The 22,501-nt window shown below is 63.9% G+C and carries 19 protein-coding genes; 8 read left to right on the top strand and 11 right to left on the bottom strand.

The window, feature by feature from the left end:
- Window positions 1-6 precede the first annotated feature (6 nt).
- From L0U81_RS06210 to L0U81_RS06200, 3 genes are read right to left on the bottom strand one after another with little or no spacing between them, the layout of a single operon-like run.
- Complete coding sequence (locus L0U81_RS06210) at window positions 7-1,134, bottom strand: HlyD family secretion protein (RefSeq protein WP_233800874.1); 1,128 nt, start codon at window positions 1,132-1,134, stop codon at window positions 7-9.
- Window positions 1,131-2,669 (bottom strand): efflux transporter outer membrane subunit, encoded by a 1,539-nt coding sequence (locus L0U81_RS06205; protein ID WP_233804242.1) that lies wholly within the window; start codon window positions 2,667-2,669, stop codon window positions 1,131-1,133. The genes L0U81_RS06210 and L0U81_RS06205 overlap by 4 nt, the downstream gene beginning before the upstream one ends.
- A gap of 29 nt (window positions 2,670-2,698) precedes the next feature.
- Complete coding sequence (locus L0U81_RS06200) at window positions 2,699-3,814, bottom strand: AI-2E family transporter (RefSeq protein ID WP_233804241.1); 1,116 nt, start codon at window positions 3,812-3,814, stop codon at window positions 2,699-2,701.
- Window positions 3,815-4,083: 269 nt separating this feature from the next.
- Here L0U81_RS06200 and L0U81_RS06195 point away from each other — a divergent pair, with 269 nt between their 5' ends.
- Window positions 4,084-5,088, top strand: coding sequence for an alpha/beta hydrolase family protein (locus L0U81_RS06195; protein ID WP_233800873.1), 1,005 nt, complete (start codon window positions 4,084-4,086; stop codon window positions 5,086-5,088).
- A 21-nt stretch (window positions 5,089-5,109) separates the two neighbouring features.
- Here L0U81_RS06195 and L0U81_RS06190 read toward each other — a convergent pair whose 3' ends face one another.
- The 5 genes from L0U81_RS06190 to L0U81_RS06170 form a co-directional block, all read right to left on the bottom strand.
- Window positions 5,110-5,511 (bottom strand): GFA family protein, encoded by a 402-nt coding sequence (locus L0U81_RS06190; RefSeq protein WP_233800871.1) that lies wholly within the window; start codon window positions 5,509-5,511, stop codon window positions 5,110-5,112.
- 40 nt (window positions 5,512-5,551) lie between these two features.
- On the bottom strand, window positions 5,552-5,980 hold the full coding sequence (locus tag L0U81_RS06185) for a YybH family protein (protein ID WP_233800869.1): 429 nt from the start codon (window positions 5,978-5,980) through the stop codon (window positions 5,552-5,554).
- Window positions 5,981-6,149: 169 nt separating this feature from the next.
- Window positions 6,150-7,082, bottom strand: coding sequence for a hypothetical protein (locus tag L0U81_RS06180; protein ID WP_442793389.1), 933 nt, complete (start codon window positions 7,080-7,082; stop codon window positions 6,150-6,152).
- Between the two features lie 166 nt (window positions 7,083-7,248).
- Entirely contained in the window at window positions 7,249-7,656 is a 408-nt protein-coding gene (locus L0U81_RS06175; RefSeq protein WP_233800867.1) for a hypothetical protein, read from the bottom strand.
- Between the two features lie 106 nt (window positions 7,657-7,762).
- The gene (locus tag L0U81_RS06170; RefSeq protein WP_233800865.1) at window positions 7,763-9,358 is read right to left on the bottom strand and encodes a neprosin family prolyl endopeptidase; all 1,596 of its coding nucleotides are present in this window, start codon (window positions 9,356-9,358) and stop codon (window positions 7,763-7,765) included.
- 228 nt (window positions 9,359-9,586) lie between these two features.
- On the opposite strand from L0U81_RS06170, the gene L0U81_RS06165 reads away from it, so the two are divergent.
- Window positions 9,587-10,504, top strand: coding sequence for a class I SAM-dependent methyltransferase (locus L0U81_RS06165; protein WP_233800864.1), 918 nt, complete (start codon window positions 9,587-9,589; stop codon window positions 10,502-10,504).
- A 26-nt stretch (window positions 10,505-10,530) separates the two neighbouring features.
- Here L0U81_RS06165 and L0U81_RS06160 read toward each other — a convergent pair whose 3' ends face one another.
- On the bottom strand, window positions 10,531-11,925 hold the full coding sequence (locus tag L0U81_RS06160; protein ID WP_233800862.1) for a 3-deoxy-D-arabino-heptulosonate 7-phosphate synthase: 1,395 nt from the start codon (window positions 11,923-11,925) through the stop codon (window positions 10,531-10,533).
- Between the two features lie 421 nt (window positions 11,926-12,346).
- On the opposite strand from L0U81_RS06160, the gene L0U81_RS06155 reads away from it, so the two are divergent.
- The 6 genes from L0U81_RS06155 (at window position 12,347) to L0U81_RS06130 (ending at window position 20,391) form a co-directional block, all read left to right on the top strand.
- Entirely contained in the window at window positions 12,347-13,597 is a 1,251-nt protein-coding gene (locus tag L0U81_RS06155) for an MFS transporter (RefSeq protein WP_233800860.1), read from the top strand.
- 254 nt (window positions 13,598-13,851) lie between these two features.
- Window positions 13,852-15,267 (top strand): 3-oxoacyl-ACP reductase, encoded by a 1,416-nt coding sequence (locus L0U81_RS06150; protein ID WP_233800858.1) that lies wholly within the window; start codon window positions 13,852-13,854, stop codon window positions 15,265-15,267.
- A gap of 14 nt (window positions 15,268-15,281) precedes the next feature.
- Window positions 15,282-16,217: a MaoC family dehydratase gene (locus L0U81_RS06145; protein ID WP_233800856.1), complete on the top strand. Its 936-nt coding sequence runs from the start codon at window positions 15,282-15,284 to the stop codon at window positions 16,215-16,217.
- A 52-nt stretch (window positions 16,218-16,269) separates the two neighbouring features.
- Window positions 16,270-17,571 (top strand): acetyl-CoA C-acetyltransferase, encoded by a 1,302-nt coding sequence (locus tag L0U81_RS06140; protein ID WP_233800854.1) that lies wholly within the window; start codon window positions 16,270-16,272, stop codon window positions 17,569-17,571.
- Between the two features lie 36 nt (window positions 17,572-17,607).
- Window positions 17,608-19,353 carry an AMP-binding protein gene (locus tag L0U81_RS06135; protein ID WP_233800852.1) on the top strand — a complete coding sequence of 582 codons (1,746 nt, stop codon included), beginning with the start codon at window positions 17,608-17,610 and terminating at the stop codon, window positions 19,351-19,353.
- A gap of 96 nt (window positions 19,354-19,449) precedes the next feature.
- Window positions 19,450-20,391: a DUF1571 domain-containing protein gene (locus L0U81_RS06130; RefSeq protein ID WP_233800850.1), complete on the top strand. Its 942-nt coding sequence runs from the start codon at window positions 19,450-19,452 to the stop codon at window positions 20,389-20,391.
- On the opposite strand, the gene L0U81_RS06125 is transcribed toward L0U81_RS06130, so the two are convergent.
- Together L0U81_RS06125 and L0U81_RS06120 are read right to left on the bottom strand one after the other, a co-directional pair.
- A complete protein-coding gene (locus tag L0U81_RS06125; protein ID WP_233800848.1) occupies window positions 20,388-20,819 on the bottom strand; it encodes a hypothetical protein in 432 nt (143 codons plus the stop codon). The genes L0U81_RS06130 and L0U81_RS06125 overlap by 4 nt on opposite strands.
- 48 nt (window positions 20,820-20,867) lie before the next feature.
- Window positions 20,868-22,445, bottom strand: a complete 1,578-nt coding sequence (locus L0U81_RS06120) for an FAD-binding protein (RefSeq protein WP_233800846.1) — start codon at window positions 22,443-22,445, stop codon at window positions 20,868-20,870.
- Window positions 22,446-22,501 lie beyond the last annotated feature (56 nt).

Genomic DNA, 22,501 nt, shown 5'->3' with positions numbered 1-22,501 from the left:
GGGCTCTCAGTAGACGTAGGAAAGCCAGCTCATCAGCCGGATGAACACGTGTCCGAGCGGATTGAGCGGATTACCCTCAGTCGGAAATGCCATCACTTCGGCCTGCCCTCCCACACGCAGATCGCGCAGACGCGCGCGCTCGCTCTCGTCGAATTCGACGATCACCGGGAAACGTTGCGCGGGACGCAGCCAGTCGCGGCTATTCTGCACGGTGGGCAAACTGCCGGCCGGTGTGCTCTGGCCCACGCTCACGCCGTAGCCGATACTGCGAACCCGCCCGTCGAACACTTCGCCCGGCAACCCATCCAACCCGATCACGACACGAGTGCCGGGTTTGAGATGGCCCAGATTGTTCTCGGTCATATCGGCGCTGATCCACACATCGCGGATCGCGATCAACGTCATGACCGGGCTGCCCGCCGCCGCGTACTGCCCGACTTCCGTGCGCAGATCGGTCACGACGCCACTCGAGCGGGCTCTGATCCGTGCATTGGCGAGATCGAGTTCGGCCTTTTCCAGCGCGCCCGCGGCGCTGCGCAACTGCGCATTCTCGGCCTCGTTTCCGCCCTGCTGCTCCCGGGCGCGTTCGACTTCGGCACGCGCGCCGTCAACCTGGCTCTGGGCCTGTTCGTGCGTTGCCCGCGCGATCTCGAGGCGTCGCAGCGAGACGGTGCCCTCGTCTTCGCGATAGAGCCGCTCGAGTCGCTCGCTGTCCTGCCGTGCCTTGACCTCGTTCGCGATGGCGGCCCGCAACCCGGCAAGCGCCGAGTCGATACCGGCCGTGCTGGCACCGACCTGACGACGCGTGGTCTGGAGATCGGCACGCGCCCGGTCAGCGGCAATGCGGTAGGGCTCGCTATCGACTTCGAACAGCACGTCGCCCGCGTCGACATCCTGGTTGTTATGGACGAACACCCGGGTCACGCGTCCCGACACCTCGGCGGCAACGGGTACGACGTAGGCCTGGATTCGCGCCTGATGCGTATACGGCGTGAAACGGTCAGCGAGCAGATACCAGATCAAACTCAGCACGATCAGACCGACAACCCATTTGACCGCTCTCGCCGAAGGGTCGGCAGCTGGCGTCGACGACTTCGGCGAGGTCGCCGGCTGAGATTCTGAGGTATCGCTCATCGTGGCGCCCCTTCGGCTTGACCCGGCGTGGCGGAAGACGGCGACGTGTCGTTCAGCAGGTCGCCCCAGTCGGTGCGTTGCCGCATCTGCGCGCTCGTCGCCGCGTCGACGAGCGGCTGTTCCGTCTCCCAGCCTCCTCCTAGCGCCTTGTAAAGCGCGATCACACTGCCGACGGCGTTGCTGCGATTGACCACGTACGCGTCCTGCTGCGCGAACAGCGCACGCTGCGCATCGAGTACCCGCTGGAAGTCCGAATAGCCTTCGCGGTAGACCGTATTGGCGAGCGTGAGCGAGCGCCGCGCCGCGCCTTGCGCGTCATTCAGAATGGTGTCGCGCTGCAATGCGGCGATCAGTGCCGTGGCGGCATCATCGGCCTCGCGCGCCGCCTCGCGCACCGTGTTCTGATAAGCGACCGTCAACTCCTGCAGCCGTGCGTCCTGGACGCGCACGTTGTTCGTGATCCTGCCGTAATCGAACACGTTCCACGTCACGCTCGGGCCCGCGGCGAAAATCAGCGTGCTCGGTGCGCCCGTGAGCGAACTGGCGGTCCACGCGAGCGAGCCGAGCAACGATACGGACGGGTACAGATCCGCTTTTGCCACGCCGATGAGGGCCGACTGCGCAGCCATCTGATACTCGGCAGAGCGAACATCCGGGCGCCGCAACAGGAGATCGGCCGGCACGTCCTGCAGCACGGCGCGATCCACGAGCGGCACCACGCCCTCCTTGCCGGCCTGTACCTCGATCTCCGGCAACGGACCCGGCGGCCGCCCGATCAGCACCGACAGCGCGTGACGCGCAAGCACGATCTGGCTTTCGAGTTCGGGGATGCTGCTCAGTGTCCCCAGGTACTGCGTCTTCGCCTGCTGGAAGTCGAGTTCATCGGTTTCGCCGGCCTTGAAAAGCTTTTGAGCAATGTCGTAGCTGCGCTTTTGCAACTGGGCGTTCTCGCGAGCGATGCCTAGCCTCGCCTGCGCAACGCGCAGCGTGAAATACGTATCAGCGACCTGGGCGTGCAACAGAACCAGCGCGTCATCGCGATTGGCTTGCGCGGCGAAGAACGCGGCGTCGGCCGACTCGATCGCCCGACTGAAACGCCCCCAGAAATCCAGCTCCCAGCCGACGCTGAAGCCCGCGCCGTACTGCACGTAGGCACCCGAGCGCGGATTGAATCCATCCGAGCGTTTGCGCGCCGAAGCGAGTGCATCGGCGCTTGCCTGTTGCACCTGGGGATAGCGTCCCGCCTGCGCAATGCCGAGCTGTGCGCGTGCCTCGAGCACGCGCAGCCCGGCGATCTTCAGGTCACCGTTGTTCGCATCGGCTGCGGCGATCAGACGTTCGAGGTTCTGGTCATCGAATATCAGCCACCATTGACGCACATCAGGCTGTGAGCCCTGCTGCGTGACCTGGGCGATCGACTCGCTACTCCAGTGCTCGCTCCACGCTTCATGCCGCGGCTGAAAGTCCGGTCCGACCCGCATGCATCCGCTCAGGCAGACCGCCCCGAAGAGCACGGCGATCCCGTCCGGACGCATGAGCGGTGACACGGAGCCATCCTCGACCTTCAGGCCTGCTTCTGTTCCTGGGGCTGCTGAGGCTGCTGGGGTTGTTGCGGCTGGTCCTTCACCCAGCGCCAGAACAGCTGATAACCGACCGCGAGCATCACGGGCCCGACGAACAGCCCGATCACGCCACCCGTCACCATGCCGCCGATCGCTCCGATCAGCACGACGGGCATCGGCACCGCGACGCCGCGGCCCAGCAACAAAGGTTTGAGCACGTTATCGGAGAGGCCCGCGACGAAGACATAAACCGAGAAGATGACCGTTGCGGTGGTCACGCCTTCCGTGACGATCACGAAGACGATCACGGGAATGGTGATCAGCGTGGCCGGTAGTTGCATGATGCCGAGCAGCAGCACGGCCAGCGCGAGCAGCCCCGCGCCGGGTATCCCCATCACGACGAAGCCGATGCCGATCAGCAGCATCTGGATAAACGCGATGCCCACTACCCCCTGTGCCACTGCGCGAATCGTCGACGTGCACAAATCGGCGATCTGAGTCCCCTCCTGGGGGCCCGAGATGCGCGAGGCGATCTGCACAGCGCTCTGGTAGCCCTTCTCACCGTAAGCCATCAGGATTCCAGCCACGATCAACGCGACAAAAAATATCACCAGTGCGGCACCGAGCCCCGTCACCGCTGCAAGCAGCGCGAGGCCGACTCCCTTGAGCTGCGGGGCGAACTTTTGCGCGAGGCCGGTCAGGTCCGTCGAGGCCTGCAGCCAGAAGTCGTACACACGCTGGCCAACCACCGGCCAACTCGACACCGACTCCGCGGGAGGCGGAATGTGGAAGCCACCGCCTTTGAAAATGGCTATCGATTTCTCGATCGAATCACCTACCGCGAGACCCAACACATACGTTGGCACGAGAATCACGACAAACGCGACGAGCACGATCAGCGTAGCGATCAGACCGTCCTTGCCGCCGAACACAGGGCGCAGGAGGACCTGGAGCGGATAGAGCGTGATCGCCAGAATCACCGACCAGGCCATCAGGTCAAGAAACGGAGCGAAGATCCGGAAACAGAACACGGCCAGGATCGCAATGAGTCCGGCGCGGATCAGTACATCGAGCATCTCTCTGGACGGAGTCCGCTGGGTCGTCGGTGTGAGCAGCATAGGTTCTTCTCCCGCCAGGTCGCGTCGCGGTTCGGCGGCGACCCCGTGATAGGCCTGCAAAACGCGAAAACTCAAACCCACAGGAACTTTTTTGACGGCAATACCAAGCCCTGCCTGCAATTCCGGCATCGTCAGGAAGAAAGTCGCGCTGGTTTTATTGTCAATAAAACCCGACTTTTCACTACTATTGAACCCGATCCTGAAATATTCAATTGGACTTTGGTCTCATAGCCTCGCGCCGCCCAAAGTTCAGCTCAGCGACGACAACCATGCAGCGCACCGTGAGATTGATGAGCCTCGTTGCTGCCCTTTTGGCCTTGGTGCCTGCCGCGCCCGTCCTCGCCGCCGATGTCGGCTTTGAGGAGGTCGACATACCGAACGGCGCCGAGCCGCCGCTGACTGCCGGAATCTGGTATCCGACCACTGCGCCGGCAGCGCCGCGCACTCTGGGCAATGTCACGCAGACCGTCGCGCCGGACGCCCCGATCGTTGGCCAACACCTGCCGCTGGTGGTGTTGTCGCACGGTGGCGCAGGCTGGTATGGCGGCCATTACGACACGGCTCTCGCTCTCGCTCGTGCGGGCTTCGTCGCGGCGGCGGTCAGTCACGCCGGCGACACTTTCGATGACCAGAGCCGCGTGCTGGAACTCTGGCGCCGTCCCGCCCAGCTTCATCGGCTGGTGGACTACATGCTCGACGCCTGGCGTGGGCACGAACAGCTCGATGCGGACCGCGTCGGCGCATTTGGCTTTTCCAACGGCGGCTTCACCGCGCTCGTGGCCGCGGGCGGCATCCCGGATCTGTCGACCATCGCCCCGTTTTGCGAGGCGCATCCCGATCATGATCTGTGCGAGGCCTTGCGGCATGCGGATGTCGACGTTGATTTCGGCGCGCATGTTCCCGCCGGCGCATGGGTCCACGATTCGCGCATCAAGGCCGTCGTCATCGCCGCGCCTTCGTTCGGATTTGCGTTCGGTCGCGCGGGGCTGAGCGGCGTTCGCGCGCCCGTGCAGCTCTGGAGCGCCGCCGAAGATCGTCATCAGCCGCATCCCTGGTACGATGAGCCGGTACGGGACGACTTGCCCCATGCTCCCACCTGGCACGTCGTTGCTAACGCAGGCCACTACGACTTCCTGCCGCCCTGCGACGCGCGTCTTGCGCGGATGCGGCCGGAGATCTGCGACAGCAAGCCGGGTTTCGACCGGGCCGCGTTCCATGAGCGATTCAACGCCGCTGTGGTGCAGTTTTTCGAGGCCATGCTGCGGCGGCAATGACGTTACTCAAAGACCGCGCATTTACCCGAATTCGTCGTGTTGCGGCAGCTGGTCAGTGATGGAATACCACGGTGCCTTTGAACCCACAAAAATATGGGCAGTGGGACGCATGGTGGGTGCGTCCGTGAGTGTTCCCAGCGTGACATGAACGTATTGCCCTTGACGAACCACCGAGAACATCAGGCTTCCGCATATTTTGCAGCGCACATCGTGCTCCGCCCGTTCATCGCCGAAAATCAACAGGCGGTCTTCGCCCTGAGTGATACGCAGCTTGTCGCGCTCGATGCCCGCGAATGGTTTGAACGCCGAGCCCGTCGCGCGCCGACAGTTTGAACAGTGGCAGTTCAACGCATAGACGAACTCGTCTTTCACCGAGTAATGGACAGCACCGCAAAGGCATCGGCCGGCAAGCAATGGTTTCATGGCAGGCTATGAATAGAAAGGCACATCGCAGATTGACAAGTCAGCGCCTGAAAATGACCTGTGCCGTGCCGACCTCGATCGGAGAGGACGTGTGCTGGTGGACAATCTTCCACCCATCGGCCTGCTGCCTCAGCGTCATGGTCAGGCGATTGTCCATCGAGCGCAGTTCCAGGCCGTCGGCATCGACGGCTTTGTAAGTCGCGAAGGCGTGAACCACGGCGAGGTCCGCGGCCACGATCGTTCGCGCATCGCTGAAATTCACGATCACACGTTCTTTACCCAGCGAGCCGAACCAGCCCTCGGCCACTGCCCGCCATGATGAGATGCCATTGTGCGACCATGCCCCCCACATGTCGAAGATCACCGCGTCCCGGTCGTATAGCGCGACGAACGAGTCCACGTTTTTTGCCCATACCGCGGCTGTGTAGTCTTCCAGGACTTGCAGGATCGGATTGTCGGGTTTGTTCACAGCGTGTTCTCCTGAGTCGGGTTGTGATGGCGGCCAGAACCGGCGCAAAACAGCGAGTCCGAAGTTCCTGACCGATTGTCCTACCAGGCAACGACGATCGACGAACCTCAGAATCGACACCTGAGCGACGAAAGACTTCGATTCGATAGCGCGCCGCCCGCTGCGCCTACTACTGGGCGGTCTGCTGGCGCTGATACTCGTTGTGCTTCATCTGCATGTAGTCGGCGCGGCTGACCTCATGCAATTGCCGCGGATACTGCTCGGTCGCATCGAACCAGTCAGCGAAGCGTTTGTCGACGCGGGCGTTGGGCGGGCTGGACAGCGCACCAAGATAAGCATCGATGGCGAGGTAGTAGCGCATGGTATTGCGTTCCACCAGACCTCGCACGCCGCCGATGTATTGCGTCTCGCCCGTCGATGGATCGGGCGTTGAGGAGAAGCCGACCTTGTCGCTGCCGATCGTCGCCAGATAGGTTTTCATGGCAAACCGTCCCGCCGTGCCGTAACCGTAGGCGTAAGTCAGATGGATAAAGGTGCGGCTATCGCCCACGGGTATCGCTTCCAGCGCGATACGATAGTCTTTCGTGCTCAGCGGACCCGTCGCGGCGCTGAGCTCGACGCGAAAATAATCCGGGGTGCTCGCGACCGGGAGAAAGTTGAATTGCACCCGGTAGGACGACGAAAGTGATTCCTCGGTTTTCTTGCCGATGTTCACGGCGAGAACCGTACCATTGGCGCCAGTCGAGGCATGACAGTATTTGGTGTTCAGATGCAGGATCAGCACGTCGCACCAGTTGGCCGGGCCCTGAACCGGGTCGCTGAGCGCGCCGCTGACCAGCGCGAAAGAATAATTGACCACACCGTAAATATCGCCCTTGAGTGCCGACGGCAACTCCTGCGATTCGAGGTACAAGGGTCGCTGAAACTGGTTGTGCGCAAGTTGCTGCGTCAGACTCTGATATTTGTCGCGCAGGCGAGCCGCGCTGTCGTCCGTTTGCGCGAAGGTGCTCTGGCACAAGAAGCAGAACACCGTCGTCATCATGATTTTCCACCACCGCCGGGTCCGCTGCTCGCCGGCCAGGGATCTGGCAAGCCTGCTCATGGTCCGCCTCCTACTTTGGCTCAGGTTGCGGCGCACCGGATAGGGATCGGATCGTGGCGCCCCTGTTGCTTTCGCATTCTTGCAGGCGGCGGCGTGGCTTGTACATCCGTAATCGCCGCTGACGGCAATTATCGGCGGGCCCTCTCTGGCGGGAACGGTGTTTCGATTACTTCTTCGCGAGATAACGATCGACTTCGCCAGCGGCCTTCGAGAAGTCAAATGCACCGATGGCGTCTTTCAGACCGGCATAAAAAACGTCCGCGGCCACGTCCTGGCTTGCACCGGTGCCGGTCCGCGTTGAATACCGAAACGTATCCGAACGTACACCCGTCCCCAACCTGGTCAAACTGACAGCCACCCATGCGATGGGCATTCCGGAAAGAACCGTGGCGTCACCCTCAACATCCAGAGCCAACCCACGTTTATTCAGGAACTCGCATGCTTCATCGGAGATTGGGTAGCCGCCGTGCTGCCTGACGATTTCACGGACGCTTTCTGTGTCTGAAGTTTTGAACTTACATGCCTGGCTCGAAGAGGCTGCGAGCAGAAGTGCCAGGAATAGTATTTTTTTCATTTTTTCTCATCCAGGGTTGGATTCGTGTGAAGCGTTCACTGAATCAATTACGGCCATCGAACGCCGATCTTTAGTCGATGCGGCGTTGTCCGTGACTATCCGACGACTAGTCCGCCATGACCGCGATAACCTCGAATGGCTGATGGGCGCCATGGACATCGGAGATATAAAAACCGCGCCCGTTGGCTTGGGCCACGCTAAGGCCCAAATGCTGAAGGACTGGGCCCAGCTCTACGACCGAATCGTTGCCGAGGCCGGTCCAGCACGTGGGATCGCCGCCTGGTCGATCAATCGCGACGTTGAAACTGATTTCATCGACGTTCTCGGGCGTCCCGGTTACCAGGAAGCGTATCGCGCCATATTCTCCTCCCGGCGGGTCCAGAAACCGGTCGTTGCTGGCTCGTGCATGTTGCGCTTCGGACCAGTTTTTGCCGTCCCAGACACCCTCGGGCAGCGGGCCGTCGTGGGTGGGCCAGCTCGCCAGAATGTTGGTCGGGGGCGTCTGGCCGCCTGCGTATAGATAGCTGCCCCAGCTACCGCCGCTTTTCATAAACATCTGGATCGTGTAGGGGTCGGCTCCGCCTGGGGTCGCCACATCGCTCAGGGCCGAACCGTTGTGATCGACCATGGTTCCGTCCATGCTGGACTGGTTGCGAAGGTTGCGCAGGTACGCCGCCTTGCCCGCGCCTGCCAACGCCTGAGAGCCGCTGCCCATCTGATCCGCAGTTGCCTCGGGATTTTTCAGACCGGAATAGACTTCACCGCCCGAGGCGATCCAGTTAACCACGCTTCCTAGCGTTGCCGGATCGAACAGGGAAGCCGGGTAGTAACCCATCCAGACGTCCTCGGCACTGACCCACCAGTTCAATTCCCCGGTGCCGGGGTCGGCATAAAGCTGAAACTTCATTTGCAGGTCGTATTGCGGACCGTCGAATGCGCTGATGCTGGTGATCGCGATACCAGGGTGAACAGTGCGGCCTGTGGTACTGGGACCGCTGTATTGCACCCATCCTTTATGGAGCGCGTTATAGCCGCCAATATAGTCGCCGTCTTTCGTATACGTGTTGGTCGTGTAGTAAGTGAAGACGTGTGGGAGCGTGTCGCCGTTGAGGTGCCTGTCAACGGTCCAGCCGCCCTCAAGGGATTGAAGCGCCTTGTCGCTGCTATTCTGCAGCCAGACCTGAAGGATGGAGTGGTCTTCGCCGCGACCGCCGGCGGGGACGTTGATGGTCGGATCCCAAACATTGAAATAACCGTCCCAACCGTAAAACGTCCCTGACTGGCCCGAGGTATTGTGGAAATAGCCGGCAGGGGTAGGATCGGCGGGCGCTTCACTGCTGCGCCCGCGATTCACTCGCAATCCTCCACGTTTGGTCAGGTAATCCGTCAGCGCGACGGTACGATCCAGACGCGAAAGATCCGGTCGCACGATTGGAACGGTGCCGGATGGACCGCGCTCCACGGATGGATCGTCGAGTTCGAAAACGACCGGTCTTATACGACGCAAGGACTCATCGACACGCGCCTCTGGGGCCGGCGGCGGTGTAGCGGTCTTGCCGCCAGGGGCCTGACTCTCGATCGGCACCCAATCCAGCACCATTCCGCTCGGCGTACGGGTGGTCTTCACGATGTGAAGCGCGCTCTGCCGTTCAGTGAGCCACCGAACGAGTTCCGGGTTCAAAAGATCCTGTTTCGCTGACATCGATGATGTCTCCCATGACTGGTTCAGCCACGAAGGACGCTACTGTGGCTAGAGATTGAACGAGAACCAGTCCCGGCGATTTAAAAACGGTCCGTCGAACCGGGATGAAACGCACCCATCAATCTTCAGAGGCTGCGCGCATTGAACTGCTTCGTGCGAGTGTTAAGGAGTTCTTCAGGTTTCAAAGCTACCATTGCGCGCGTCTCACGATTGCTCAGGAACGCTCTCTTGTCCCCACTCACGAACGACGTCACTCACGACAACTGGTCCAGATGGATTCTCAGCCTGCGTCATGGCGACGATCGCGCTCATCAGGACAACGTCCGCGCCGATATCACGAGGTACGCGGACCGTGTCCTGGATTTCGTTCACCTTCGTCCGGGAATGACGTTGGCCGATATCGGCACTGGTGATGGTCTCGTCGGGTTTCGGGCGATCGAACGAGGTGGCGTCTCGATCCGGGTGCTGATGACAGATATTTCGGCGCCGTTGCTCCGGCACACGCAAGAGACGGCCCGGACTCTGGGTGTGAGCGGGCAATGTGCGTATTTGCACTGCTCCGCCGAGAATCTGGAAGGTATTGCCGACGAAGCTGCCGATGCGGCCGTGATGCGCGCGGTTCTGGCGTACGTGCAAGACAAGCCCGCGGCCATGCGTGAGCTTTACCGCATACTCAGACCGGGCGGCCGCTTCGCCATCGCGGAGCCCATTCTGCGCGACGAAGCGCTCGAGGTTTGCATGCTCAAGCGGTTGATCGACACACGCGCGATCCAGACCGATGACCCGTTCTTTCCCCTGCTGCTCCGATGCCGGGCAGCACAATTCCCCGACACCGAAGAAAAGGCGCGCTCGCTGCCCATGACGAACTACGGTGAGCGCGACCTTGTCCGGTTCGCCATCGACGCGGGATTCACTGACATTCATCTGGAATTGCACATCGATGTGCAAACCGAGGAGTGTCTGCCCTGGGAAACGTTTCTTCGGACTTCACCTCACCCATTGGCACCCACCCTCGAAGAAATCTTCGAGACGCAATTTACGCGTGAGGAGCGAGGCTTCCTGGAAGGTCGAATGCGGGCGATTTTCGAAAGCGGGAAACAGCTCGGCGCAACGCGCATCGCGTACCTGACGGCGAAAAGGCCGTAGATCCCGGATGGCTGCGCGCGCCGCGCTCAACTGTCTTGCGTGGCGATATCGACCGCGGCCCGCAAATCTTCCGGATGAACCATCAATTCGCGGACCTCGCGCAGCGTCGCGTACTGGTCGAGCACCGCCCGCCAGCGCGGCGATTCGAGCAACTGACGCCACACCGGTTCGAGGTCCGCGCAATCGGCGTCGCGCCCGTCCGCCAGCGCGCCCGCGAATTCGAGGCTGGCGTGGGCCGACAGCAGCTGCATCCGGCTCGCGGGACTCAGCACGCGCGGCGCCGCTTCGACGGGGGCGTCGCAGCAATAGAGTACGGTCCTGCGCAGATCAGGCCCGTCAACTGTCAGCGCGGCAAGCGACGCGCCGCGCAGCCGCACCGCCCCCTGCTGCGTGCGAAACGAATAGACGGTGTGCGGGTCCGCGTGCGCCAGCAGCGTCAGTCCGCGCACGAGCCGCGGCAGATCGGTGGTGGCCGCGTCCACCGATGCCTTCGCTTCGACGAGCAGGCACACGTCCCACGTCGCCGCGTCGGCCGGGGGCTTCGCCTGGCTCAACAGCACCACATCCCATTCGGTTTTCGCGCGCTCGTGGCTCGCCGGTATCGCGGCAGGCACGCGCATCGAGTTCACGACACGGTAAGTCGCGAACTCACCCTGCGCGTCGTTCAGCCGCCGCGCAAGTGCGCCGAGCGCACCGGTGGCCGATGCTTCGACCGCGGCGCCGCGCTGCTTCGAGCTCAAACCTCGCGCGACGGCAATCGAGCTTCCTGGGCGCGGCCCCTGGCGATCCCACAGCGACTGGTAGTGACGCACGCGCTCGTCGCACGTGAGCGCGTCGAGACGCCGCAAGCGATGCAAAGCGTCACTCTCCAGCAATTGCGCAAGGCCGCGTTGCAGTACCTCTTCGTGCGCGATGCGCGGTGTTTCAAGGCAACGTTGCACGGCTTCGGCGAGCGCGGGCCACGCTTCGGCGAACGCGAGCGCGTGCAGCCGCGCCAACGCATCGCGTTGCGGACCGGGTAGCAGCCGCTCCTGTTTGGCCGGATGAGCGATCGCATTGACGGCCGCGTGAATCAGCCGGCGATCCACACCCGCGTGCGCGGCCAGCGACGCGTACTCGCGCACCACGGCGTTGCGATGCCGCAGCAGCATCGCCTGAAACACCGGGTCGCCGGCTTCCTCGCGCATCGCGTCCCGAATCATGCGTGCGAGCGTCTCGATGAAGAGCCGCCGGTTCGCTGCGTCCGGCGCTTCACCACGCGCGCTCGCCTCGCGAGCCTGCTCGATCGCGAGCGCGAGCACGGTGGCGGGACTCGCCTGCTTTGTCGACGCACACACGGTCGCGAGCGCCGGCAGGCGATAACGACGCGCGACAGCGTCGAGCTTCTCGTCGAGCAACGAAGGCGATGGCTTCACGGACATAGCGATGTGTCGATACGTTGGCGAAGTAACTGTACCTGAACGTTCGGTGCGGCGCGCGGCGCGCCTGCCGGTCTACGAGTCATCGTAGGGTGCGCGGCGCGGCTGAAGCGCAGTCGTCCAGCCAAAACGTCATTGCCATCAACTCGATCAAAAATTCTTTGTCGAGTCCCGATCAACATTACAAAAAACAAACGCGAATCGATCCCACAATTACATTTGACCGACATTAAGTATGCATGGCGGATTCAGCACGAAATTTGCGCTCGGGATTAACACCGATAAGCGCGGCTTCAATCACGCAGCCGCTTAACGCTCGGCGTACACTCGCCGGGAAACACCTGCCGTGAAGCGCAAAGGGCAATGGAGCGGCCCGTCGTCAAACGCGGGCTTCTGGAGATCTGGAGACTCAGGAGAACGATCCATGAGCTGGACCCGGGAACAAAGAAACGTCACGATCGCCGCCTATCTGGGCTGGACCCTCGACGCATTCGATTTCTTCCTGATGGTGTTCGTATTGAAAGATATCGCGCAGGAATTCAATACGGACATTCCGTCGGTCGCGGTCGCGATCATGTTGACCTTGATGATGCGTCCGCTCGGCGCATTGATTTTCGGCTGGCTCGCCGACAAATACGGCCGCCGTCCGACGCTCATGCTCAACATCGCGTGCTTCTCGCTGCTCGAACTGTTGTCCGGTCTGTCGCCGAACCTGACGACGCTGCTGGTGCTGCGCGCGCTGTTCGGTATCGCGATGGGCGGCGAATGGGGTGTCGGCGGCGCGCTGACCATGGAAACCGTGCCGCCGAAGTCGCGCGGTATCGTTTCGGGTCTCCTGCAGGCCGGTTATCCGAGTGGCTACCTGCTCGCGTCGATCGTGTTCGGCCTGTTCTATCAATACATCGGCTGGCGCGGCATGTTCTTCGTCGGCGTGCTGCCCGCGCTGCTCGTGCTCTACATTCGCGCGCACGTGCCGGAGTCGCCGGCGTTCCAGACGCTCGAAAAGAAGGTGCGTCCTGGTCTCGTCGCAACGCTCAAGCAGAACATCGGCCTGTCGATCTACGCGATCATCCTGATGACCGCGTTCAACTTCTTCTCGCACGGCTCGCAGGATCTGTATCCGACCTTCCTGCGCGTGCAGCATCAATTCGACGCGCACACGGTGTCGTTGGTCACGATCACGCTGAACATCGGCGCGATCTGCGGGGGGCTCTTTTTCGGCTGGACGTCGGAGAAGATCGGCCGTAAGCGCGCGATCTTCATCGCCGCGCTGATCGCTCTGCCGGTGCTGCCGCTGTGGGCTTTCTCGAGCACGCCGATGCTGCTCGCGCTCGGTGCGTTCCTGATGCAGATCTCGGTGCAAGGGGCATGGGGCGTGATTCCGGTGCACCTGAACGAAATCTCGCCCGATGAAATTCGCGCGACCTTCCCCGGTCTCGTCTATCAGCTCGGCAATCTGATCGCGTCGGTCAACGGTCCGCTGCAGGCGAAACTCGCCGAACTGCACAACAACGACTACGCGCTCGTGATGGCGGTCGTGATCGGCATCGTCGCGATCGTGATCTGCGCGCTGATTCCGTTCAGTCGCGAGCGCCGCGGCATCGACATGACGCAGTCCGCGCGTGAAGTCGTCGGGGCAGGCTCGACGGGCAGCGCGGTCGGAGGACAAGTTTAGGAGCGTCAGGCACAAGCCAGATCACCTCGCAAGGCGATACGAGGCCGTTCCGATCCGTTCGGAACGGCTTTTTTTATCGTCCGCGCGACATGACGCGCCGCACGCTTCGCCACCGCGCTCCTGCCGAATAAACTGTCGACTCGGTACCGCAAACCGTACCAGCGTCACGCAACTCAAGGCACACTGACGCACGTCCGGCGCCTCTCCAGACCAAAGAGGCTAGCTGCGGTGCGTCCAGCGGAGCAACCGATAACATGAACGACTCCTATCTGAAGTTCGTCAACTCGCCGTTCGGCGGGCGTCTCGCGCGCTCGCTCGGCCTGCCGAAGCCCGAGGTGCTGCGGCGCTATCGCGCGGATCGCCCCGAGTTCGAAGGTCTGATCGCGATCGGCGCGGGCCGCGAGCCCCGGCTGCTCGATGCGCTCGCGAGTCTCGTCGCGAGCGTCGGCATGACGAGCGTCGCGCACGAAAGCGCCGGGCTCTGGGTGGCGCTCGCCCATCGCCACGGCCTGATGACCGGCCGCTTCGAGCCGGCCGAAGCCGGCTCGCCGGGCAAGCTCGCCGCGCTGCTGTTCGACGCGAGCGGCATCGACGACAGCAGCCTGCTCGAACCGCTCTACGGCTTTTTCCACGATACGCTGCGCTCGCTCGGCAAGTGCGGGCGCATCGTTGTGCTCGGCCGGCCGCCCGAAGCCTGCTCGAACCCGCGTCAGTGGACCGCCCAGCGCGCGCTCGAAGGGCTCGTGCGCTCGCTCGGCAAGGAGGCGCGGCGCGGCATCCCCGCGAATCTCGTGTACGTCGCGGAGGGCTCCGAAGGTGGCATCGAGGCGACGCTGCGCTTTTTCCTGTCGCCGCGCTCGGCCTATGTGTCGGGGCAGGTGGTGCGCATCGCCGCCAACGGCGCGATCCCCCGCCCCGCGCCCGCATTCGGCTGGCGCCAGCCGCTCGCCGGACGGCGCGCGCTCGTCACGGGCGCCGCGCGCGGCATCGGCGCGGCGATCGCGAGCGTGCTCGCGGCCGAGGGCGCGCACGTGATCGGCCTCGACATTCCGTCCGCGCGCGACGCGCTCGACGCGACGATGCGTCAGCTGAACGGCAGCGCGCTCGCGTTCGACATCGCCGCGCCCGAAGCGGCTGCGCAGATCGCCGCCGCGCTCGACGAACTCGGCGTCGACATCGTCGTGCACAACGCCGGCATCACGAAGGACAAGACCATAGCGAAGATGACCGACAGCGCGTGGCAAAGCGTGATCGACATCAACCTGAGCGCACAGGAGCGCATCGACGACGCGCTGCTCGCGGGCGGCATCCTGCGCGACGGCGGGCGCATCGTCGCGGTGTCGTCGATCAGCGGCATCGCGGGCAATCCCGGCCAGACCAATTACGCGACCTCGAAGGCTGGCGTGATCGGCCGCGTACAGAGCATGGCGCCGCACCTGCGCGAACGCGGCATCACCATCAACGCGGTCGCGCCCGGCTTCATCGAAACGCAGATGACCGCGAAAATTCCGCTCGCGATCCGCGAGGCCGGCCGCCGCATGAACTCGATGAGCCAGGGCGGGCAGCCCGTCGACGTCGCGCAGACCATCGCGTGGCTCGCGCATCCGGGCTCGGCGGGCGTGACGGGCCAGGTCGTGCGCGTGTGCGGTCAAAGCCTGATTGGCGCCTGAACGGGAGCAACAGCATGGGCGAACCGGGTGATCCGTTCGGCAGCCGTCAGCATGCGAGCGCACCGCGCGGCGACGGCGCGCGGCCGAAAACCATCGTCATCGAAACGCTGCCCGCACCGGCAAAGCTGTATGGGCGTGCGCTGACGGGCATCGCCAAGCGCGGACGCGACTCGCGGCTGCCGGCGCTGCGGCTCGTACGGCCCGCCGTTGCGCTCGAGCCCGGACCGGTGTGGCGCTATGCGCGCGTGTGCGGCTTCATTCCCGAGCACGGCGTGCCGCTCACTTATCCGCATCTGCTTGCGTTTCCGCTCCATCTGCTGATGCTGACCGACCCGGCGTTTCCGTGGCCCGCGCTCGGCCTCGTGCATCTGGCCAATCACGTGCGGCTGCGGCGGCCGCTCGCGTACAAGGACCTGCTGCGCATCGAGGTCGAATTCGGCGCGCTGCTGCGTCACGCCAAGGGTCAGGCGTTCGTCGTGCATACGCGTATCTATCGGCGCGGCGAGGCGGTGTGGGACGGCGACAGCATCTATCTGAAGCGCGCGGTGCCGGCGCTCGGCCATCCGCTCGAAGCGCTGACGCTCGGCCCCGATGCGCTGCAACGGATCGCGCGCTGGCAGCTCGCGCCGCAAGTGGGCCGCGACTACGCGAGCGTGTCGGGCGACTACAACCCGATCCACATGAGTGCGTTGTCGGCGAAAGCGTTCGGTTTTCCGCGTGCGATCGCGCATGGCATGTGGACGCTCGCGCGCGCCGCGTCGTCATTGCAGCCTCCCAAGCCGCTTGCCGAAGCGACGCTCAGCGCCGAGTTCAAGGTGCCGATGCTGCTGCCGGGCGAAGCGTCGCTGTGGAGCGCATCACCGTCGCTGATCGAGCGCGATATCGAGGTGCGCGATATCGCTGGGGAAAAGCCCCATTTGCGCGGGCGCATGCAGTGGCGGCTGCTGTGAGCCGCGAGCACACTGTAGCCGGGTAATCCGGCAACAACCCAAGGAGCCGAGCATGTCCCACCCGCAACCCGCCGTGCGCCGCGTCGCCATCGTCGGGGGCAACCGGATTCCGTTTGCCCGCTCGAACACCGCGTATGCAACCGCATCGAATCAGGACATGCTGACCTTCACGCTGCAAGGCTTGATCGATCGCTACGACCTGCACGGCGTGCGTCTCGGCGAAGTCGCGGCGGGCGCGGTCATCAAGCATTCGCGCGATTTCAACCTGACGCGCGAGTCCGTGCTGTCCACCACGCTCGCGAAGGAGACGCCCGCCTACGACGTGCAGCAGGCCTGCGGCACCGGCCTCGAAGCGGTGATCCTCGTCGCCAACAAGATCGCGCTCGGGCAGATCGACGCGGGCATCGCGGGCGGCGTCGATACCACGTCCGACGCGCCGATCGGCGTCAACGAGCGCATGCGCAAGATCCTGCTCGAAGCGAATCGCGGCAAAAGCACCGGTCAACGGATCAGCGCCCTCAGCAGGCTGCGGCCCGGCATGTTCTTCAAGCCGCTGCTGCCGCGCAACGTCGAGCCGCGCACGGGGCTATCGATGGGCGAGCATTGCGAACTGATGGCCAAGCGCTGGAACATCTCGCGCGAGGCGCAGGACGTGCTCGCCTACGAGAGTCACCGCAAGCTCGCCGACGCGTACACGCGCGGCTTCGTCAACGATCTGATGACGCCGTACAAAGGCCTCGCGCGCGACAATAACCTGCGCGCCGACCTGTCGCTCGAAAAGCTCTCGAATCTGAAGCCGGTGTTCGACCGCGACGCCGGCACGCTGACCGCCGGCAATTCGACGCCGCTCACCGACGGCGCGTCCGCGGTGCTGCTCGCGAGCGAAGCGTGGGCAGCCGCGCGCGGCTTGCCGGTGCTTGCGTATCTGAGCTGGTCGGAAACGGCGGCCGTCGACTTTTTCGACAGGAAGGAAGGCCTCCTGATGGCGCCCGCCTATGCGGTACCGCGCATGCTCGCGCGCGCGGGCCTCGCCTTGCAGGACTTCGATCTCTTTGAAATCCACGAAGCGTTCGCGGCCCAGCTTTTGTGCACGCTCGCGGCATGGCAGGATGACGAATATTGCCGCACGCAGCTCGGCCTCACCGGCGCGCTCGGCGCGATCGATCGCGCCAGGCTCAACGTGAACGGCGGCTCGCTCGCGACCGGCCATCCGTTTGCGGCGACGGGCGGGCGCATCGTCGCCGCGCTCGCGAAGATGCTCTCGCAACTCGACAAACCGGCCGGCAGCGCGCGCGGGCTGATCTCGATCTGCGCGGCGGGCGGCCAGGGGGTGGTCGCGATTCTGGAGCGCTAGCGCGACGCCGGATACCAACATTTCAGGAGACAACCGATGATCCAGCCCACCCAGGCCCCGCCGCAAATGCACGCGCCGAACACCGACGGCATCTGGTACGCGTCCTACCCGCACGACGTGCCGCGCGATATCGACGTCACGCAATACGAGTCGATCGGCCAGTTCTTCGACGAATGCACCGCGCAGTTCCGCGAGCGCGTCGCCTACGTGAGCGTCGGCGCGAAACTGACGTACGGCGAGCTGGGCCGTAAGGCGAGCGCGTTTGCCGCGTACCTGCAAAGCATCGGCGTGCAGCCGGGCGAGCGCGTCGCGATCATGCTGCCGAACACGTTCCAGTATCCAGTCGCGCTGTTCGGCGCGATCAAGGCGGGCGCCGTGGTCGTCAACGTGAATCCGCTCTACACGGTGCGCGAACTCGCGCATCAGCTGAAAGACAGCGGCGCCCAGACGATCATCGTGTTCGAGAACTTCGCGAAGACGCTCGAAGATGCATTGCCGCGTACCAAGGTGCGCAACGTGATCGTGACCGGCCTCGGCGATCTGCTCGCCGACGGCCTGAATCCGAAGGGGCGCCTGCTCAATTTCATGTTGCGTCACGTCAAGAAGTTGGTGCCCGCCTACAAGCTGCCGCAGGCGGTGTCGCTGCTGAAAGCGCTATCAAGCGGTTATTCGCGGCCGCTCACGCCGGTGAACGCGACCCATGAAGACATCGCGTTCCTGCAATACACGGGCGGCACCACGGGCATCGCGAAAGGCGCAATGCTCACGCACCGGAACATCATCGCCAATCTGTTGCAGGCGAAGGCGTGGGCCGCGGGACAGCTGTCCGGCGAAGGCGAAACGGTGCTCACTCCCCTGCCGCTTTATCACATCTACTCGTTGACCCTGAACGCGCTGATCTTCATGGGGCTCGGCGGGCGCAACATTCTGATCGCGAATCCGCGCGACATGAAGCGCGTGATGATGATCATCCGTCACGAGAAATTCACCGGCATGACCGCGGTCAACACGCTCTATAACGCGTTCCTCGACAACGAGGAATTCTGCCGGCGTGACTTCTCCGACCTGAAGCTCGCGATGGCGGGCGGCATGGCGACGCAGAAAGCCGTCGCCGAGCGCTTCAAGGCGGTGACGGGCAAGCCGATCGTCGAAGGCTACGGGCTCACCGAGTGCTCGCCGATCGTATCGATGAATCCTGTCGATCTGTCCAATCTGCGCGACTTCGAAGGCTCGATCGGCCTGCCCGCGCCATCCACGCAGGTGCGCTTCAGAAAGGACGACGGCAGTTGGGCCAATATCGGCGAAGCGGGCGAATTGTGCGTGAAGGGTCCGCAGGTCATGAAAGGCTATTGGAACCGTCCCGAGGAAACCGCGAAGGTCATCGACGACGACGGCTGGCTCGCGACCGGCGATATCGGCGTGATGGATTCGCGCGGCTTTATCCGGCTGATCGATCGCAAGAAGGACATGATCATCGTGTCGGGCTTCAACGTGTATCCGAATGAAATCGAGGACGTGATCGCCGCGCATCCGGATGTGCGCGAAGTCGCGGCGATCGGCGTGCCCGACCCCACGCAGGGCGAGCGTGTGAAGGTCTTCATCGTGCGGCGCGCGCCGACGCTCACCGCCGAGCAGGTGATCGCGTACTGCCGCAAGAATCTGACCGGCTATAAGGTGCCGAAGCTCGTCGAGTTCCGCGACGAGCTGCCGCAAACCAACGTCGGCAAAATTCTGCGCCGCGCGTTGCGCGACGAGGAACTCGCGAAGCAGAAGTCTGCCTGACGGGAATAAGCGCTGCTTCAGAGCGTTATTACTTTGTTGCGTTGCCTTTGCCTCGCCGGGTTGCATGAGCGGCCGAGTCACTTTCTGGAGAGATTCATGAAGCAGCGCATGTCCGCCCGTTCGCACCGCCTGCGACAACGCTTACCGACGAGTGCACTGCTCGTCGCGCTCGCCCTGCTTTCGGTACCCGCGGCCTACGCACAGAACGACGATCCCCCTCCTCCACCCGACGCCGCAAGCGCCGTCAAGCCGCCGGTCACGCCGGCCGCTCAGGTCGGCAAGCTGAGGCTCGACCAGCAGGTCAAATGGCTGCGGGCCGCGCAGCAAAGCGGCCTGCTCGAAAAGCTCGACGACGCGCAACTGGTCGCAGTGTTCCAGTCGCTCGATCCGCTCGCGCTGCCGCGCTATATCAAGGAAGGGCCGCACGGCTACCCGTCGTACGAGTTCGTGATGTCGCGCTCCGAACGCATTCACGGCCAGTGGCCCGACGAGCCCGATCACATGCTGGTGCGCGTCGCGCACGACCCGCTGCGAATCTACGCAAAGTGGCTGCCCGACGGCGCGCACGCGGGACAGGAAATCATCTACGACGAGTCGACGCGCGGCGACGAAATGCTCGGCCACCTCGGCGGCATCATGAACGTGATGCCGTTGTGGACGTCGCTGACCGGTGCGCTCGCGCGCTCGCAATCGAATCACAACGTGCGCGATCTCGGCATCGAGTACATCGCCGATCAATATCTGAGCGAAGGCAGGAAATACAGCGAAGCCGGCCTGCCGCGTTCGACGCAGATCGCCGTGAAGACGATCGACGGCGTGCGCGTCGTCGCGTTCACGTTCGAAACGCCGGTCGGCCAACCCCAGTTCTACGCGAAGAAGGAAACGCTCGGGCTCGATCTACGGCATCCGTTCTTTCGCAGCGTCGAGTCTTATGACAACGACGGCAAGATATTCGAGCGGATCGTGTTCGAGAAGATCACGCCGGCGACGTTCGATGATGCGACGTTCGATCCGGAGAACAAGGACTATAAGTTCTAGCCGCGCGTGCGGCGCGGCGTCAGCGCGAAGGCCACGTACACGGGCCTTGCATGCGGTCCCTCGCGCGCTTCGTGACGATGCTCGACGAAGCGTCCCGTGCGAAGTGCGAGGTGTTGCAGGACGAAGTAATCAGACGCGCGCGTGAAGCCGATCAGCGAGGGCGTCGCGGGTGGGATTTTGCCGGCGTCGAGCAGCGGCGCGAGTGTGCTGAACCAGAGCACGCCGGCATCGTCGCCGGTTTCGAAGGTCGGCAAGCGAAGATGCGCGGCATAGCGCGCGAACGACGCGCCGCATTCGAGCGTCGAGTCGACGATCGCGAACGTGCGCGTGGCATCAGCGCACGCGGCGGCTTGCGCGAGCCACGGCCATGCGCCGCCCGCGGCCGTCGAGAGCCACGCGCCGGTGACGAGGAAAGTGCGTCGATCCATTGGCGTGCACGTCCAGTTCAGTTTTCCGTGCGAGTTGGCACGCGTCGTTCACGTGTACCCTCGCCGGTCACGCCACGCCGCCGGCCAGATCCCCTGCTTGCCCGGCGCGAGAATGCCGTTCGGGTCGAGCGCATCCTTCAGCGTTTCCGCGAAGCGCAGCGACGCGCCATCGTTGAAGCTGTATTGCGCGGCCGCAAAATCCATGTACGCGAGATGCGCGCGATATTCGCCATAGCCGGCCGCGCGGGCATCGCTCATCAGCGAGCGCAGCAGCGCGCCGGCCTGCTCGACCTGGTTCGCGTCGCCGCGATCGAAAATCGCCGCGAAGATGTGATGCAGATGCCGCGCGCCCACGGTGAAGCCGCCGTAGTAGTCGAAACCATATTCCGCGGCGCGCGCTTTCACCATCGTGTACTGGCGCATCGCGTCGCGCCCGGTCGCCGGACAGATCGGCGAAAAGTCGACGTGCGCGCCCGCGCCGCCACGCCAGTCGAGCATGCGAAACGCGGTCATCGCCGGAATGCCGGCCATGTTGCGGTCGCCGCCGCCTGTGGGCTGTGCATCGCCCGCATAACGCGCCGCCGCTAGCCGCGCCTGCGGCACGCGCGCGAAGGCGTGCTCGATCAGCGCATAGCGCGCGTCGATCAGCTCGGGCGTGCCGTACAGAGCGAAATGCAGGTTCCAGCGCCCGACGCCGAGCTTGTCGAGCATGGCCTGCACAGCGGCCTCGGGCATCGCGCCCGCGCCGTCGTACCACTGCTGGCGCGCCGACAGGCTCGCCGCGCGCCGCAAGCCGCCCTCGATCACCGCATGATTGCGGATCGTGCCGTCAAGGCGCAGTGGCCGCAGAATCTCGACGATCGCCTCCAGATCCGCCTCGCGACGAAACTGGATTTCGCCGAGCAGATAGGAAGCCGGCGCCGGCATCAGCCACACGCCGAGCTTCGTGACGACGCCGTAGTTCGACTGCATGAACATCGCATCGAACGAGGGTCCATAGCCCGGCTGATACAGCTGCCACGCGGTGCCGATCTCGATGCCGCCCATGCCGGTGCGCAGCACGTCGCCGTTGGCGAGCACCACCTCCATCCCGCATTGCGCGGCCGCGTGATCTCCGTAGTCGGTATAGCCGAAGCCGCGCTCGAGCGTGTTGCCGACCACGCTGCCCCAGCCGGCCGCGGGCGGATCGACCCAGAGCTTGCAGCCCTTGTCGCGCAGATGCGCGTACAGGTCGAAATAGCTGACGCCGGGTTCGACGAGCGCATAGGCAAGCGTTTCATTCACTTCGAGGATGCGGTTCATGCGCTGCAAGTCGAGCACGACCGAACCGGTCAGACGCGGCGCCGCGCCGCCGTACGCAAAGTTGCGCCCGGTCGACACGGTCCATAGCGGAATCCGGTACTGGTTGGCGATGCGCAGCACCGCGCGGATTTCATCGACTGACGCGGGCAGCAGCGCGGCGCTCGCGGCAAATGCGCCGGGCTCGCCGGGCGCGAACGGATCGAGATAGGCGGAGAGGCCGGCGTCGGAGTTCACCACGTGCGGGTCGCCGACTATCGCGCGCCAGCCGGCGAGCGCGCGATCGAACTGCGCGGCGGACAGGTTGGGCGGCAGCGTCTGGGGCAAGAGGTCTCCTTGTCGGGCAACCGGCGGGCACGGGCGCGATCAGCGATTCGCGCGCT

Source organism: Paraburkholderia sp. HP33-1, assembly GCF_021390595.1.
Taxonomy (GTDB): Bacteria; Pseudomonadota; Gammaproteobacteria; order Burkholderiales; family Burkholderiaceae; genus Paraburkholderia.
Note: the sequence above shows the minus strand (reverse complement) of the source record. Positions and strands in the feature narration are given on the sequence as shown.

What these genes read in the sequence shown, in the direction of transcription:
- L0U81_RS06210 (WP_233800874.1), bottom strand. Translation starts at nt 1,134, where the DNA reads ATGAGCGATACCTCAGAATCTCAGCCGGCGACCTCGCCGAAGTCGTCG.
- L0U81_RS06205 (WP_233804242.1), bottom strand. Translation starts at nt 2,669, where the DNA reads ATGCGTCCGGACGGGATCGCCGTGCTCTTCGGGGCGGTCTGCCTGAGC.
- L0U81_RS06200 (WP_233804241.1), bottom strand. Translation starts at nt 3,814, where the DNA reads ATGCTGCTCACACCGACGACCCAGCGGACTCCGTCCAGAGAGATGCTC.
- L0U81_RS06195 (WP_233800873.1), top strand. Translation starts at nt 4,084, where the DNA reads ATGCAGCGCACCGTGAGATTGATGAGCCTCGTTGCTGCCCTTTTGGCC.
- L0U81_RS06190 (WP_233800871.1), bottom strand. Translation starts at nt 5,511, where the DNA reads ATGAAACCATTGCTTGCCGGCCGATGCCTTTGCGGTGCTGTCCATTAC.
- L0U81_RS06180 (WP_442793389.1), bottom strand. Translation starts at nt 7,082, where the DNA reads ATGAGCAGGCTTGCCAGATCCCTGGCCGGCGAGCAGCGGACCCGGCGG.
- L0U81_RS06175 (WP_233800867.1), bottom strand. Translation starts at nt 7,656, where the DNA reads ATGAAAAAAATACTATTCCTGGCACTTCTGCTCGCAGCCTCTTCGAGC.
- L0U81_RS06170 (WP_233800865.1), bottom strand. Translation starts at nt 9,358, where the DNA reads ATGTCAGCGAAACAGGATCTTTTGAACCCGGAACTCGTTCGGTGGCTC.
- L0U81_RS06160 (WP_233800862.1), bottom strand. Translation starts at nt 11,925, where the DNA reads ATGTCCGTGAAGCCATCGCCTTCGTTGCTCGACGAGAAGCTCGACGCT.
- L0U81_RS06155 (WP_233800860.1), top strand. Translation starts at nt 12,347, where the DNA reads ATGAGCTGGACCCGGGAACAAAGAAACGTCACGATCGCCGCCTATCTG.
- L0U81_RS06150 (WP_233800858.1), top strand. Translation starts at nt 13,852, where the DNA reads ATGAACGACTCCTATCTGAAGTTCGTCAACTCGCCGTTCGGCGGGCGT.
- L0U81_RS06145 (WP_233800856.1), top strand. Translation starts at nt 15,282, where the DNA reads ATGGGCGAACCGGGTGATCCGTTCGGCAGCCGTCAGCATGCGAGCGCA.
- L0U81_RS06140 (WP_233800854.1), top strand. Translation starts at nt 16,270, where the DNA reads ATGTCCCACCCGCAACCCGCCGTGCGCCGCGTCGCCATCGTCGGGGGC.
- L0U81_RS06135 (WP_233800852.1), top strand. Translation starts at nt 17,608, where the DNA reads ATGATCCAGCCCACCCAGGCCCCGCCGCAAATGCACGCGCCGAACACC.
- L0U81_RS06130 (WP_233800850.1), top strand. Translation starts at nt 19,450, where the DNA reads ATGAAGCAGCGCATGTCCGCCCGTTCGCACCGCCTGCGACAACGCTTA.
- L0U81_RS06125 (WP_233800848.1), bottom strand. Translation starts at nt 20,819, where the DNA reads ATGGATCGACGCACTTTCCTCGTCACCGGCGCGTGGCTCTCGACGGCC.